This window comes from Sutterella parvirubra YIT 11816 (assembly GCF_000250875.1).
Classification (GTDB): Bacteria; Pseudomonadota; Gammaproteobacteria; order Burkholderiales; family Burkholderiaceae_F; genus Sutterella; species Sutterella parvirubra.
In genome coordinates, this window is record NZ_JH605020.1 from 1,054 (window position 1) to 15,510 (window position 14,457).

At 65.1% G+C, this 14,457-nt stretch carries 11 protein-coding genes; 4 read left to right on the plus strand and 7 right to left on the minus strand.

Features of this window, described 5'->3' with window-relative positions; genetic code table 11:
• Positions 1–153: 153 nt before the first annotated feature.
• The 3 genes from moaA to HMPREF9440_RS10050 form a co-directional block, all read right to left on the minus strand.
• Positions 154–1,269, minus strand: a complete 1,116-nt coding sequence (gene moaA, locus HMPREF9440_RS10040; RefSeq protein WP_008543915.1) for a GTP 3',8-cyclase MoaA — start codon at positions 1,267–1,269, stop codon at positions 154–156.
• Positions 1,270–1,451: 182 nt separating this feature from the next.
• A complete protein-coding gene (gene rsgA, locus HMPREF9440_RS10045) occupies positions 1,452–2,396 on the minus strand; it encodes a ribosome small subunit-dependent GTPase A (protein WP_008543916.1) in 945 nt (314 codons plus the stop codon).
• Positions 2,371–4,218, minus strand: coding sequence for a M48 family metalloprotease (locus tag HMPREF9440_RS10050; RefSeq protein ID WP_008543918.1), 1,848 nt, complete (start codon positions 4,216–4,218; stop codon positions 2,371–2,373). The genes rsgA and HMPREF9440_RS10050 overlap by 26 nt, the downstream gene beginning before the upstream one ends.
• A gap of 203 nt (positions 4,219–4,421) precedes the next feature.
• On the opposite strand from HMPREF9440_RS10050, the gene orn reads away from it, so the two are divergent.
• From orn to HMPREF9440_RS10065, 3 genes are all read left to right on the plus strand, one after another.
• The gene (gene orn / locus HMPREF9440_RS10055; RefSeq protein ID WP_008543919.1) at positions 4,422–4,982 is read left to right on the plus strand and encodes an oligoribonuclease; all 561 of its coding nucleotides are present in this window, start codon (positions 4,422–4,424) and stop codon (positions 4,980–4,982) included.
• A 180-nt stretch (positions 4,983–5,162) separates the two neighbouring features.
• Complete coding sequence (gene dcuC / locus HMPREF9440_RS10060) at positions 5,163–6,434, plus strand: C4-dicarboxylate transporter DcuC (protein ID WP_008543920.1); 1,272 nt, start codon at positions 5,163–5,165, stop codon at positions 6,432–6,434.
• 135 nt (positions 6,435–6,569) lie between these two features.
• A complete protein-coding gene (locus HMPREF9440_RS10065; protein WP_008543921.1) occupies positions 6,570–7,601 on the plus strand; it encodes a hypothetical protein in 1,032 nt (343 codons plus the stop codon).
• Between the two features lie 74 nt (positions 7,602–7,675).
• Here the strand turns inward: HMPREF9440_RS10065 and HMPREF9440_RS10070 are convergent, their stop codons facing one another.
• The 4 genes from HMPREF9440_RS10070 to HMPREF9440_RS10085 are packed head-to-tail and all read right to left on the minus strand — an operon-like array spanning position 7,676 to position 12,625.
• Positions 7,676–8,950, minus strand: coding sequence for an AI-2E family transporter (locus HMPREF9440_RS10070; protein WP_008543922.1), 1,275 nt, complete (start codon positions 8,948–8,950; stop codon positions 7,676–7,678).
• A 26-nt stretch (positions 8,951–8,976) separates the two neighbouring features.
• Positions 8,977–9,921: a LysR substrate-binding domain-containing protein gene (locus tag HMPREF9440_RS10075; protein WP_008543923.1), complete on the minus strand. Its 945-nt coding sequence runs from the start codon at positions 9,919–9,921 to the stop codon at positions 8,977–8,979.
• A gap of 58 nt (positions 9,922–9,979) precedes the next feature.
• Entirely contained in the window at positions 9,980–12,196 is a 2,217-nt protein-coding gene (gene recG / locus HMPREF9440_RS10080) for an ATP-dependent DNA helicase RecG (RefSeq protein WP_008543924.1), read from the minus strand.
• Positions 12,197–12,241: 45 nt separating this feature from the next.
• The gene (locus HMPREF9440_RS10085; RefSeq protein WP_008543925.1) at positions 12,242–12,625 is read right to left on the minus strand and encodes a Rid family detoxifying hydrolase; all 384 of its coding nucleotides are present in this window, start codon (positions 12,623–12,625) and stop codon (positions 12,242–12,244) included.
• Positions 12,626–13,698: 1,073 nt separating this feature from the next.
• On the opposite strand from HMPREF9440_RS10085, the gene HMPREF9440_RS12305 reads away from it, so the two are divergent.
• Positions 13,699–14,457, plus strand: a 759-nt coding sequence (locus tag HMPREF9440_RS12305) for an FAD-binding protein (RefSeq protein WP_245523612.1), incomplete at its 3' end; no start/stop codon positions are given.

A 14,457-nucleotide genomic window follows, 5' to 3' on the forward strand; every position in this document is an offset into this window, starting at 1 on the left:
CGGAAGAGGTGTGGGGCATGGTGGGGTCGGTGGAGTCGAAAGCCTTTTCGTGACCTTCATCCTGCCACAGGACGCCCGCCCGGTTCTATGCCGATCGTGCCGGAATGTTGCACGATCCGATCCGACCCTTCCACCCACGCCCTGAGGGGGCGCTCAGCCCCCGATGTAGTTCATCTCGACCTTCGGACGGTCCGGGGCGAGCCCCATGCTGCGCAACTCCGAATAGTGGTCTTCGCGGGCGGTCCAGATGCGGCCCAGAGCCTCGTCGATTTCTTCGTCGGTGGCGCCGCCGCGCAGCATCGTGCGCAGATCAAACCCTTCCGTCGCGAAGAGGCAGAGAAAGAGCCGCCCTTCCATCGAAAGACGGGCGCGGGAGCACTCCCGGCAGAAGGCCTGCGTCACGCTCGCGATGCAGCCGAATTCGCCGCCCCCGTCCTTGAAGCGCCAGCGCCGGGCGGTCTCGCCCGGGTAGTTCGCGTCCAGCGGCTCCACGGGCCAGCGCTCGTTCACCTTCGCGATGATTTCGACCGCGGGGACGACGTCCGTCATGCGCCAGCCGTTCGCGGTCCCCACGTCCATGTACTCGATGAAGCGGGGAATGACGCCGGTGCCGCGGAAGTGTTCGAGGATGGGGAGGATTTCGCCTTCGTTGACGCCGCGCTTCACGACGGTGTTGACCTTCACCTGAATCCCGGCCGCCTGGGCGGCTTCGATGCTCGCCAGGACGCGCGACGCGGGAAAGCCCACGTCGTTGAAGCCCTGGAAGATCGCTTCGTCGATCGCGTCGAGGCTCACCGTCACGCGCGTCAACCCCGCGGCGCGGAGCGCCTCGGCCTTCTTTCCCAGGACGGAGCCGTTCGTCGTCATGGCGATGTCAAGCGGCTTCCCGTCGTACGTGCGCAGCTCAGACAACTGCGCGATCAGGTTTTCGATCCCCTTCCGAAGAAGCGGTTCGCCCCCGGTGAGGCGCAACTTCTCCACCCCGTGCCGCACGAAGACTTTCGCGAGCCTCACGATTTCCTCAAACGTGAGGAGCTCCGTCATCCCGAGAAACTCGTGCCCCTTCGGGAACTTCTCTTTGGGCATGCAGTAGCGGCAGCGGAAGTTGCACCGGTCCGTGACCGAAATGCGCAGGTCGCGCAGAGGCCGCCCCAACCGGTCGATGCGCCGACCCTCGCGGTCGAGCACGATCTCGCCCGCCTGCGGGATCGGAAGCGTCCTCACGGCGTGGTTCGGTTGGATGTTGATGACGGTGCGGGGCTCTGCCATGTCGATTGTCGGGGTCTTGGTGTGATAGCGGCCGCACGCTGGGGAAGGCGTACGGCCGACGGTGTGGACACATTTTAGTTTTGACGCCCCCGGGGCGCCATACTGCCGAAAGAGGTAGGTTCGGCGCCCGTTCGGGGGAGTTTCGCCGTTCTCAAGGCGTTTCGGTCAGCATTTCCGGCCGATCACTGCGGGAGCGTGTTCGCGAGCGGCGCCAGCGCCGCGTAGAAGGCGTAGCGCTCGGGGTCGATGTCGCCGCGCTCCAAGGCGGCTTTGACCGCGCAGCCCGGCTCCTGGAGGTGGCGGCAGTTGAAGAAGCGGCAGTCTTCGACGTGCTTCGCGATGTCGGGCATTGCGCGGAGGATGTCGTTCAAGGACAAGTGCGCGAGACCAAACTCCTGGAACCCCGGCGTGTCGACGACGGCCCCTTCCCAGTCGTCCATGTCCGCGCGGTAGAGCCGCGCGGCGGTCGTGGTCTGCTTGCCCAGGTCGAGCGCTTCGGAGAATTCCCGGGTCGCGGCCTGCGCGTGGGGAACGAGTGCGTTCAGAAGCGTCGACTTCCCCATGCCGGACTGGCCCACCAGAAGGACGGTCTTCCCGGTAAAGCGCGGGATGAGGGTCCGTCGAGCGCCTTCCGGGTCGTTCCCGGCTGAAATCGCCACGACGTCGTGCCCGATCGCGGTGAGGCGCGCGCATTCGGCGTCGGCCGCTTCGGCGTTGTCCACGAGGTCGGACTTGTTCCGGATGACGAGCGCGGGGATCCCGGCCTGGTGCGCGGCGAGAAGCGCCTTCCAGATAAACCACGGGTTGAAGGTCGGGCGCGGCGCGAAGACGACGGCGACCAGGTCGACGTTCGCCGCCAGACTCTTGATGCGCCACTCGTCCGAGCGGTAGAGGAGGTTCCGGCGGGGTTCGATCCGCTCGATCGCGGCCACCCCGGAGACGGGCGGCGTCACGCCCACGCGGTCGCCCACGACGACGTCGCCCTTCTTGCCGCGGCGGTGCGCCTCCAGGCGCTCGCCCGCATCGGTCGTGACGACGTAGTGCCGGCCATGCCCGGCCGTGACGAGGCCGCCGATCAGCTCGGCGGGAGGAATCGCGTCCTCACGCTTTTTCTTGGGTTTCGCCATGAGGGATCCGTTCAGTCGGGGCCTTCTCCCCGGTGGATTCGGTTTCGGTTTCGGTTTCGGTTTCAGGAACGGCGGACTCGGCAGCTTCGGTCGGCTCCGGCGTTGCGGGTTCGGTGTTCGGAGCCTCGGGCTCTGTCTCAGCCCCGGTTTCCGCTTCAGACAAGGCTTCCTGCACGGTCTCTGCCGGGGCCTCGGCCTGAGGTTCTTCAAGAGGCGTCCCGACCGGCTCGGGTGAAGGCTCGGCGGCGGGTTCCGCAACCGGCGCCGTCACCGACGCTTCCGAGAGCTCGGGAGCGGTGTCCTTGATCTCTTCAACCTGCTCAACCGGCTCAACAGGCTCAACAGGCGCTTCGACCGGTTCAGTCGGCTCAGCCGGTTCAACCGGTTCAACCGGTTCCAGGGGCTTCGCCCGCGTGACGAGCCTCGCGGACGACCCGACGAAGTCGTCCGAGGCCTTGGCGGCGGAGACGCTCACGCCGCCCGTCCAGGGCGAGGCGTCAAAGGGCGCCCAGCAGCTCGGGCGGTCAAGCGGCCGCCCCGTCTTCTTCGCGCGCCAAAGGAGATGCGCGACGCGCATCCCCGCGTGCGGGCGCGAATAGTGAAAGAGCGAGTAGAGGCGCGAGGGGGTGAGCGTCTGCTTGTAGTCGCGGTGAAGCTTCACCAAAGCACGTACGAGCGCGTCGGTCGAGACGGCCTTCGCCGCGTATTCGTCGGCGTCGTACTGCATCAGCCGCGCGAAGAGGTTCACGGCGGGCCGCAGCGGATAGTAGAGGATCGGAAACGCGGTGACCGCGATCGCGAGCACGTAGCCCGCGCGCGTGCCGTCTTGGAGGAACGAGACCGCCGGGGCGTAGCCGAAGCCCTCGAAGAATTCGACGTGCTCCGCGCCCCACCCGGCGAAGCGGAAGACGAGCCAGCCCGTCACGGCGTAGACCGCGGCGCGAAGGAAGAGGTGCAGGTGCTTCACGTGCCCGACGTCGTGCGCGATCAAGGCGAGAAGTTCGTCGGGCTCCAACCTCTGCGCCGCATGCGCGAAGACGACGACGCGGCGCTTCTTGCCCCAGCCCGGAATGACGAGGTGGGAGTGCGCCCAGCTCAGGGGCTTCGTCATCACCTCGACGTCGTCCACGACGAAGCCTTCGTGGCGCATGTAGGCGAGGATCATCTCGGCGGTCTTTCGGTCCGCCATCGGTTGCGAGCGGCGCTTCCAGAAGAGCGCGACGGTGTTCGAGAACTTCCAGCGCCAGAAGAGGTAGAGAAGGAAGAAAACCCAGCCGATCCACCACCAGGCGCCGCCGGCGTGCTCAAGCAGGACGATCAGAAGCGCGAGGACGGGGAGCGACACGAGCCACCCGGCGAACGTCCGGCGGATTTCGCGTAGCATCCAGAGGCGCCGGTCTTCGAGCATGTACCCGAAGCGCTCCTGCACGCGGAAGTGCGCGAACCACCCGAAGGGGAATTCGATCAGCGCCGCCGTGAAGGTGACGGCGGCGAGCACCAGCCACTGCGCGACCAGGGGGTTCGAGGTCAGGATGTCGGCGGCCGCGGTGATGACGGTGAGCCCCTGACCGAAGGTCATGACGAGGGCGTAGGCGGCGCCGACGATCGCGAGCAGCAGGTTCGCCTGCGCGATCTCGGCCGTGTAGGCGGTCGCCTTTTCGATGGCGGCGGGCGAGAGCTTGTTCTCAAAGCCCGACGGTACGGCGCGTCCGGCGCGCTCCGCCGCGTGGGTGTGCAGAATCGTGAGCGCACACTCCAGCAGTACGTAGAGCGTGAGCATGCCGAAGAAGATCCTCTCGATGTTGCTCGCAGTGAGATGCATGAACGTCGGGCGCGGTGGGAGACTCGTGGTTGAAGTTGAAATTTTAGCGGTTTGCTCCCGAAGCCGTAGAATGAGAACCCCCACCGTCGGCGGAAGGGCGCGCCGTTTTCGGCGCGCCGGGGCGTAACCCCTTCCGGCCCATCCGACCGGACGGACCCTCTCACCCGACGACGGACGGCAGTCTTCTCAATCAGGAGCCCCTCATGGCAGAACGTGATCCCCGCTACGGCGACGACAACCTCATCTGGATCGACATGGAAATGACGGGCCTGCAGCCCGAAGTGAACCGTGTGCTGGAGGTCGCGGCGATCATCACGGACAAGGACCTCAACATCCTCCACGAGGGCCCGGTGGTGGCGATTCATCAGCCCGACGAGATTCTGGACGGCATGGACGCCTGGAACACCAAAACCCACACGAAGTCGGGGCTCGTGCGCCGCTGCCGGGAGAGCACGGTGACGGAGGCCGACTGCGCGGCGGTCTTCCGCGAAGTCTTCGAGCGCTTCGTCCCGGAGGGGAAAAGCCCCATGTGCGGGAATACCATCGGTCAGGACCGCCGCTTCATGGCGCGCTGGATCCCGGATCTGGAGCGGTACTTTCACTACCGTTCGATCGACGTGAGCACCTTGAAGGAGCTCGCCCGCCGCTGGGCCCCCGACAAAGCCTGGGTCGGCACCAAGGCGACCAAGCACCAGGCGCTCTCCGATATTGCTGAAAGTATTGAAGAACTTCGCTTCTATCGGGAGAAAATCCTGAAGATTTGAGTTTCGTATTCCATGCAACCGCTTCGCATCAAGGCGAAGCGGTTTTGTTTTAGGCGCGGTTACCTAGGGAAAATCCTGTAAGAAATCGCTTTCGGCACGTTCAATAATGCCGATTGAAAAAGAAGCTGCGCGCCCTTTCTTACTCAGGACGACGCGGCGGAATCTTTGGAGAGCACTTTCATGAGCATTACCGCCTGGATCGCCTTAGTGGTGGTCGTTGCCGTCGTCTGGGCCCTGATCAAGCGTTGGGAAACGCGCATGGTCCTCATCGCGAGCGGTCTTTTCCTGTGCATCATCTCTTGGGACTTCCTGTCGGGTCTTAACTCGATGGCCAACTCGATGGTCAACAAGTCCCTGGTGCAGGCCATCTGCGCCTCGATGGGTTTTGCCTTCGCCGCGAAGTACACCCGCTGCGACAGCTCCCTCGTGCACTATCTCGCGAGCCCGATCCGCGGTCTCGGCATCTTCCTGCTGCCGGTCTGCACCGTGATCACCTTCTTCGTGAACATCGCCATTCCGTCCGCGGCCGGCTGCGCCGCCGCCGTCGGTTCGACGCTGATTCCCGTGATGCTGCGCGCCGGCATCAAGCCCGCCGCCGCCGCGGCCGCCGTTCTGGGCGGCACGATCGGTTCGTACCTGTCGCCGGGCACGTCGCACAACCCGTACGTCGCCAACATGGCCGGCATGGACGTGATGACCTTCATCGGCACGCACGCCACGTACTCCGTCATGATCGGCGTCATCAGCGCGGTCGGCATCCTCATCGTCTGCTTCTTCATGGGCGACCACAAGGGCGACAAGAACGCCACGGTCGACGAATCGAAGCTGAAGAAGGAAGATGCGGACTTCGTGCCGAACCCGATCGCCGCTTTGGTTCCGCTCGTTCCGATCACGCTGCTTTTGGTCGGCAACCTCTGGGTCGAAGAAATCAAGATGGGCGTGGCGCCCGCCATGACGATCGGCGCGATCTGCGCCCTCGCCGTCGCCCGCGTCAACCCGCAGACCTTCACGAAGGAATTCTTCAACGGCATGGGCAAGGGCTACGCCGACGTGATGGGCATCATCATCGCGGCGGGCGTGTTCGCCGCCGGTCTGAAGTCTGCCGGCCTCATCGACAGCTTCGTCACCGCGCTGAAGGAATCGAATGAAATCGCCCGCTGGGGCGGCTCCATCGGCCCGTACCTCATGGGCATCATCACGGGTTCGGGCGACGCCGCGACGTTGGCCTTCAACGAAACCGTGACCCCGCACGCGAAGGACTTCGGCATGACGATCGAAGGCCTGGGCGGCCTCGCCTTCCTCGCCGGTGCCGCCGGCCGTACGGCCTCCCCGATCGCCGGTGTGACGATTCTCGTCTCCGGCATCGCGATGGTGAGCCCGATCGAAGTCGTCAAGCGCACGGTTCTTCCGATGACGATCTCCGTCATCCTCTGCGCGATCCTGATGGTCTGACGATCCTCACGAAACGCACCGAAAACGCCCGCCGGGTCCGCCCTGCGGGCGTTTTTGTCTGGGGCGCCGACCGGCCGCCATGCCGCGGCCGCCGGGCGCGTTTCATAATGGCGGGAGGACACTCGGGAGGACGGCATGAGCTCGACCGGCGTGCAGATTCAGAAGCGAAAGAAGGGGCGCTACGTCTCGATCATCGAGTGCTTCACCGATCCGGTCACCGGGAAGAGGACCTCCCGGACGATCAAGCCCTTCGGCTACGTCGAGAAGGATCTCGAAGAGGATCCCGACTTCATGGCGAAGGTCTACGCGGAGTGCGACCAACTTCGTGTGGACCGTGCGGAGGCGAAGCGGCTCCGCGAGCGGCAGGATATGCGCCTGCGGCCCGAGCGCGAAGCGTACGGTTCGGCGCGGCTTTGCATCTACGGCGACGCAGTGCTCCGCCGGGTTTGGACGGAGCTCGGTCTCCCCGGGTTCTTCAGAGCGTCCTGCTGCCGCAGCGCGCTTGGCTTCGACCTGGATCTCCACGCCTTCTGCGCCGCGGCGTCCATGATCCTTCCGCCCGGCGATGCGGTCGATTCGGGCGTGATCGTTCCGCAGTTTCTCCTTGATTACGGCGAGGTCCGCGCGGAGCACGGTCCGGCGATGCTGACGTGCCTGGCCGGGCTGCGGGGACGTCTGGAGGCGTTCCTTGCGGAACGCGTCCCCGACTTGGCGGCGTTCGATCCGGACGACCAGGAAGAGGCGGGACCGCGTGAGACCATGTGCATCCTTCCGGGTTTGCGGGCGGTGCGTCTCGAAACCGGGACGGAGCGCCGGGGCTTTGCGGTGGTGCGGCTCCTCGCGGAGGCCGTCGGACACCGCATCCGGAAACGACTCCGCGAAGAGGGCGAAGACATCCCGTTCGACGATTTCGTTCGTCTTCTGACGGTGCCGACACTCTCGCACCTTCCGAGCGTGGGCCGCGGGGAGCCGCTCTATCTCAAGACCGGCCACGGCTTCGTTCCGGAACTCCGTTCGATCGATCCCGCGCGCACGGACGTCGGCAGAGAAGCCGACCGGTTGATGGCGGCTTTCGGCGTGGGACCGATGAGGACGCTTGAAACGGCTTCGGGGATCCGGGAGAGGCTCGGCGTCGACCTTCGGCTTCGCATCGCCGCGCACGGTTGAGCCCAACTGAAGATGCAGAAACGGCAAGACCCCCGATCACATCGAGGGTCTTGATGGTTTGAGGGCCTGAAGAATCACTTCGAACCGGCGTCGTCCGTCCTTTGGGCGTTTCCGTCTTGAAGTGTCGCCGCGTCCGGTTTCCCGGCTTCCTCTCCGTCGGGAGCCTGTGCCCCGGCGGTCTCTTCGTGCTCTTCGTACTTCGCCCCCTCTGTGTGCAGCGCCACGGGCGCGCGCACCGCGCGCAGCGCGCTCTCGGCGCCGCGGCCCAGGGCGGAATTTTTGAGCCAGGCTTCAAAGAGCGCCGACCCGATCGCCAGGAACAACGGACCCAGGATGAGCCCGAGGAATCCGAAGGCGATCACGCCGCCGAAGACCCCGAGGAAGATGAGGCTCATCGGGAGGGTCGAACCCCTGGCGATGAGGAGGGGTTTGACGAGGTTGTCGACCGTCGCCACCACCAACACGCCCCAGGCGCAGAGGAAGACCGCCATGCCGGTCTCGCCGATGCCGTAGAGCCAGACCGCCGCGGGAATCCAGATGACGGGCGGTCCGATCGGAATGACGGAGAGAATGCAGGCCGCGACCGAGAGGATCAGAACCCCCGGAACGCCCGCAACCCAAAGCCCGATCCCGCAGACCGCGCCCTGCACGATCGCAGTCCCGATGATCCCGAAGACGACCGAGCGCGTCGTGTTGGTGAGGATCTCGGTGATGTCGGAGGCGATGTGCCCGCTCACGCGAAGAAGAAGCTCGTGGAAGCGCCGCGCGAAGGCGATCCCGTCCCGGTAGAAGAAAAAGACGATGAAGAGCACCAGGCACATCTGCATGAGCCCGTTGCTCACGTTCACCGCGGTGTTGAGGACCCACCGGGAGACGGGTTCGATCAACTGCTCCACGGTGCCCGCAAAGGCCTTGGGGTCCACGGCGAAGGTGATCTGCTCGTGGAGCCACGGGCCCACGTAGGGGAGGGACTCGACGGAGGCGAGGATCGGCGTCGGGTCCTTCACCCAACCGGTGACGAGCCGCACGGCCTTGGGGAGCTGCTGCGTGAGCGACAGCATCAGGAACGTGAGCGGGATCAGCACCGTCACGATCAGCCCCGTCACCATGAGGAGCGCCGCGGGCGTCGCGGCGTTCCTCGTCCAGGCGAGGACCTTCGTGAAGACCGGCCACGTCACCACGGCGAGGATCGCCGAGATGAGGATCGCCGTCATGAAGGGCTCGACGATGAGCCAGCACCCGAAGAGGACCGCGGCGGAAAGGAGCACGCGGACCAATAGATCGACCCTCTCCGAAAAGGAGAGGCCGAAGACGCCGGCGCGGCGACCGGGTTCGGGAGAGTGCGGCATGGCGGGGTCCTCCTGAGCCGTTCAGGTCAGTTGACGAAGGGCTCGGTCTCCAACGGGATGCAGCCGTTCAGCATCACGCGCTTCATCGCGGTGCGAAGGGCCTCGATCGCGGGCATGCGCGTGAAGCTCTTGCGCCAGACCATGATGACGCGGCGCGAGGGCGCGGGCTGCTTGAAGGGGATCACCTTGATCGGGGTCGGAAGGCTCGTGAGGTACGGGACGGCCGAGGCCGGGAGCACCGTGATGCCGAGACCCTGCGCGACCATGTGGCAGATCGTCTGCAAGGAGGACCCCTCGACCGTGCGCTGGACGTCGGTCGCGGTCATGTTGAAGCGGGCGAGGTCCGGGCAGACGCCGAGGATCTGGTCGCGGAAGCAGTGGCCGGCGCCCAGAAGGAGCATCGTCTGGTCCTTCAGTTCGTCGGTGCCCACGTAGTTGCGGTTCACCCAGGGGTGATGCGCCGGGACGACCACGACGAAGTCTTCCTGGTAGAGCTCCTGCGTCATGAAGCCCGTGTCGGCGATCGTGTCCGCCATGAAGGCGACGTCGATGCGGCCGGTGCGAAGCCCCGTGAGGAGTTCCGACGTGTAGGTCTCTTCAAGGTAGAGCGGCATCTTCGGGGCGACCAAAGACATCTCGCGGATGAGTTCAGGGAGCAGGTACGGCCCGATCGTGTAGATCACGCCCATGTGCAAGGGCCCCGAGAGCGGGTCCTGACCCAAGTGGGCGATTTCGGAGATGCGGTTGCTCTCTTCCAAGACCTTCTGCGCCTGCGCGACGATCTGCTGACCGACGGGCGTGACGGAGATGTCGTTCGAGCGGCGCTCGAAGATGGTGACGCCGAGCTCCTCTTCGAGCTTCTTCACGGCGACGGAGAGCGAGGGCTGGCTCACGAAGCAGGACTCGGCGGCGCGGCCGAAGTGCCGCTCGCGGGCGACGGCGATGATGTATTTGAGTTCGGTGAGCGTCATGGTGTCGGGTTCTTTGTGGGATGTGTGCTGAAAGGGAAAGGGGTGCTCCGGGGAGCGTTCAGGCCCCCAGGAATTCGGCGTCGGCTTCGAACCAGCGCCTCGCGTGGCGTCTCGCGCCGTCGGGGTCCCGCCGGACGAACTCCTGCGCGGCGTCGCGGGCGGTTTCGACCAGCACCGCGTCGGCTTCGAGGTCCGCGAAGCGGAGCATCGGCATGCCGGACTGCCGCTCGCCGAGGAACTCGCCGGGTCCGCGGATCTTCAGATCCTCGCGGGCGATCTCGAACCCGTCCGTCGTCTGCCGGATGACGCGCATGCGCTGCCGCCCGGTGTCGGACAAGTTCGGGTCGTAGAGGAGCACGCAGGTGCTCTGGGTCGACCCGCGACCCACGCGGCCTCTGAGCTGATGGAGCTGCGCGAGGCCGAAGCGCTCGGCGTGTTCGATCACCATGAGGGTCGCGTTCGGGACGTCGACCCCGACCTCGATCACGGTGGTGGAGACGAGGAGGTCGATCTCGCCCTCGGCGAAGGCCTCCATGATGCGGTGCTTCTCGTCGGGGGCCAACTGGCTGTGCATGAGGCCCACCCTCACGTCGGGGAGCGCCTCCGCCAGCTGGCGGGCGCAGTCGACGGCGGGCGTGAGGTCGAGGGCCTCCGACTCTTCAATCAGCGGGCACACCCAGTAGGCCTGGTGACCCGCGGCGACGTGGCCGAGGATCGAGGAGACGATCAGGGGCTTCTTGTCCAGCACGAAGAGCTTCGTCGTGATGGGCTGCCGCCCGGGAGGCAGTTCGTCGATGACGGAGACGTCGAGGTCCGCGAGGTAGCTCATCGCGAGCGTGCGGGGAATGGGCGTGGCGGAAAGCATGAGGAGATGCGGGGTCGCCCCGAAATCCTCGCGGCGGCGAAGCGCCAGGCGCTGCGCCACGCCGAAGCGGTGCTGCTCGTCGACGATCGCAAGGCCCAATTTGGCGAACTTCACGCCTTCCTGAATGAGGGCGTGGGTCCCGACGGCGATCTGCGCGGCGCCCGACGCAATGGCTTCAAGGGCAGCCTTCTTTTCCGACCCCTTCTGCTTGCCTGTCAACCAAGCGATCTGAAGCCCCAAGGGCGTCAGCCAATCGATGATCTTGCGGAAGTGCTGTTCGGCGAGGATTTCCGTGGGCGCCATCAGGACGGCCTGGCGACCGGAAGCGACCGCACGGAGCGCCGCGAGGGCCGCGACGACGGTCTTACCGCTCCCGACGTCGCCTTGGACCAGGCGGTTCATCGGGTGCTCGCGGAAGAGGTCGCGTCGGATCTCGTCGACGACGCGCTTCTGCGCGCCGGTGAGCTCGAAGGGGAGCTCTTTGAGAAAGTCGTCTTCGATCGTGGAACCCGCTTCGGGGACCAACGCTTCGGCCTTCCTTTCCTTTTGGAGCAGACGCGTCTCGCGCAGCGTGATCTGCTGCGCCATCAGCTCGTCGAACTTGAGGCGCCGCCAATGCGGGTCGGTGCGGTCCTGGAGCGCCGTCAGGTCGGCGCCCGCGGGCGGGTGATGCAGAAAGCGCACGGACTCGGCGAAGCCCGGCAGGCCGAACCTCACCGTGATGTCTTCGGGCACCGGATCGTCCATGTCGACGTCGAGGAGCGCGGTGTCGATGCGCTTGCGGATCGTGCGCTGTTGGAGGCCCTCCGATACCGGATAGACGGGCGTCAACGTCGTGGGCAGAGCGTCCCCCGGCTTCATCAGCGCGTAGCGCGGGTGGATCATCTGCGGCGCGCCGTTCATGTCGAGGCGCACTTCTCCGGAAATGCGGAGCGTCTTCCCGTGCGGGAGGATGTTCGAGCGGTGGAAGTTGAAGAAGACCAAGGGAAGCGTCCCCGTGTCGTCCTTCACGTGCACGATGACGATCGCACCCTTCGAGGTCTGGCGCTGGTTCGTCGAGTACGGAACCGCTTCGATCTGCGCCCAGTAGCCCGGCACCAGATCCCGGATCTTGACGATGCGGGTCTCGTCCTCGTAGCGGAGCGGCATGTGGAGCGCAAAGTCCCAGTCGGAGACGAGCCCCATCTTCTTCATGCGCTCTTCGGGCGTGACTTTGCGCTTCTTCTCGTCCTTCTTCGCCGCACCCGCGCGCTTCGTCTCGGCTTCCGACAAGGGCTTCACCGTGCGGATCGTCTTTCTCGCACGGGGCTTCGCGGGCGCACCCGTCCCCTCGGGCGCGTCGGCGGCGTCCGGGTTCTGTTCAAAGGGCGGCGCCTCGAAGAGGTCGGGCGAATCGTCGCGGGCGGTCATGGCGGGGTGTTCCGTTGTTGGGGCGGCGGGCGGCTCGAATCGGGATCAGCGCGGAAGCACCGCGATCGCTTCGGCTTCGAAGCGCGCGTTCTTCGGGAGCGCCTTCACGACGACGCAGCTGCGCGCCGGGTAGGGGGCGTCGACGAATTCGCCCATCACTTCGTTCACCTTCGCGAAGTCGGCGAGCTCGGTGATGAAGAGCGTGAACTTCACGACGTCCTTCATCTCAGCGCCGGAGGCGGCGAGGACGTTTCTGAGGTTCGTGAAGCTCTGGCGCACTTCCGCCTCAAACGCTCCGGGGAGCGTCCCTGTTTCGGGCACGAGCCCGATCTGCCCCGAGCAGTACACGGTGCCCCCCGCAACGACGGCGTGGCTGTAGAGCCCGACGGCGGCGGGGGCCTTCTCGGCGTGAATGATCTTGCGGTCCATGAGTCTTCTGTCTCCGGAAAAGGGCACCGAACGGGCGTCGGAGCGGGTTCTCGAATTCTATGTTTATTTATTCTATCGAATATCGCGAGTTGATAGGTAGCCAACCTATCGTCTATCGAAAAGATGACTATGAGATCACCCCCTCCAAAAGGAGGCAGGGAGTACGTATAGATACGTATGTTTGGGCCCATACCTCAGGGGCTTCGTCGCCTCTTACCGCCCTTGGAATATCCGGGTAGTCCCGTAGGCCCTAAGAGGTAGTTCTAATTGTGTGGGTACTCCGGTCCGCGAAATGCCTCGAATAAGCCCAAAAACCCGGGGATTGCAAGGGAATGTGGTTCATACGTACGGTTTCGCAAACCTCTTTTCGGGGTTATGTCGAATATCAACAATGGGGGTGTTTCCTAGGGTTTTTCCTGATATGGTTCGAGGAGGGCGGATCGCTACACTCCGATCACCTCTGAGGGGTCCGGGGCTGTCGTTCCGATCTTCTTAACGGTGTTTTGGAAAAACGGAATAAGCAAACATGCGTATTCCGCCTCCGCCGAAGGAAGAGAGGGGCACGATTTGCTTACACTTCTAGGTGAAAGAACCTAGAAGCCGGTTCTCCGGAAGGAGGCCGCACAGTTCGACTGCGCCGCTCGAGGAGAACAGCGACGCAGATGAATTGCTGGGGGAGCGACGAAAGGGCCGCGAGGCTCGGACGCCGCTTCTTTCAGGAAGAACCAAGAGGACGCACGTCCGGTGTTTGTTTGTCGCCGGGCGCGCTTCCGAAGACGGTCCGCCTTGAGTTCGCTCTAAAAGGGACCCACGGTTGGGTGCGCCCGACCCGCGCCGGAGGCTTTCCCCGCTCCGGAACGGAAGGGACCGGCACCCCGGCAGCCGGACGGTCCGCCTTACTTATATATGGCGGATCACGGTTCCCGGAGGCGTCCGGAACGGCGGCACCCATCCGCGCCGGTGGGGTGAACGCCCGAAAGGGTGTGTTGAGAGACGGACAGCCTGCCGGTTTGGGCCTCTATGCCCAGCGGGCGGTCCCCCGCCCATGAAGCGGGTTTATAGAGGAACTAGTAATGAAGATTATCTACACCGACGTACTCGTGATCGGTGGCGGTCTGGCCGGGCTCCGTATGGCCGTTGCCGCCAAGCGCCGCGGGCATGATTCGATCGTTCTGTCGCTCGTCCCGCCGAAGCGTAGCCACTCCAAGGCCGCTCAGGGCGGCATGCAGGCTTCGCTCGGCAACGTGATCAAGGGCGCCGGGGACAACGAAGACGTCCATTTCGGCGACACGGTGCGTGGTTCCGACTGGGGTGCCGACCAGGAAGTGGTCCGCATGTTCGTCAACACCTCGCCCAAGGCCGTGCGTGAACTCGCCGCCTGGGGCTGCCCCTGGAGCCGCATCACCCCGGGCGACCGTCAGGTGATCATCAACGGTGAAAAGGTCACGATTACCGAACGCAAGGAAGCGCAGGGCCTCGTCGCTCAGCGCGACTTCGGCGGCACGAAGAAGTGGCGTACCTGCTACGTCTCGGACTGCACGGGCCACGCGATGTTGAACACCGTGACCGACCGCATCATCGCCGAACAGGTTCCGGTGATCGAACGCGTCGAAGCCCTCTCGCTCATCCATGACGGCAAGCGCTGCTACGGCGCCATCGTCCGCGACCTCATCACGGGCGAACTCATGGCCTACGTCTCGAAGGCCACCGCGATCGCCACGGGCGGTGCGGGCCGCATCTACCGCGTCACGACGAACGCCGTGATCTGCGACGGTACGGGCTACGACCTCGCGCTCGGCACCGGCGTCGCCACGCTCTCCAACATGGAAGCG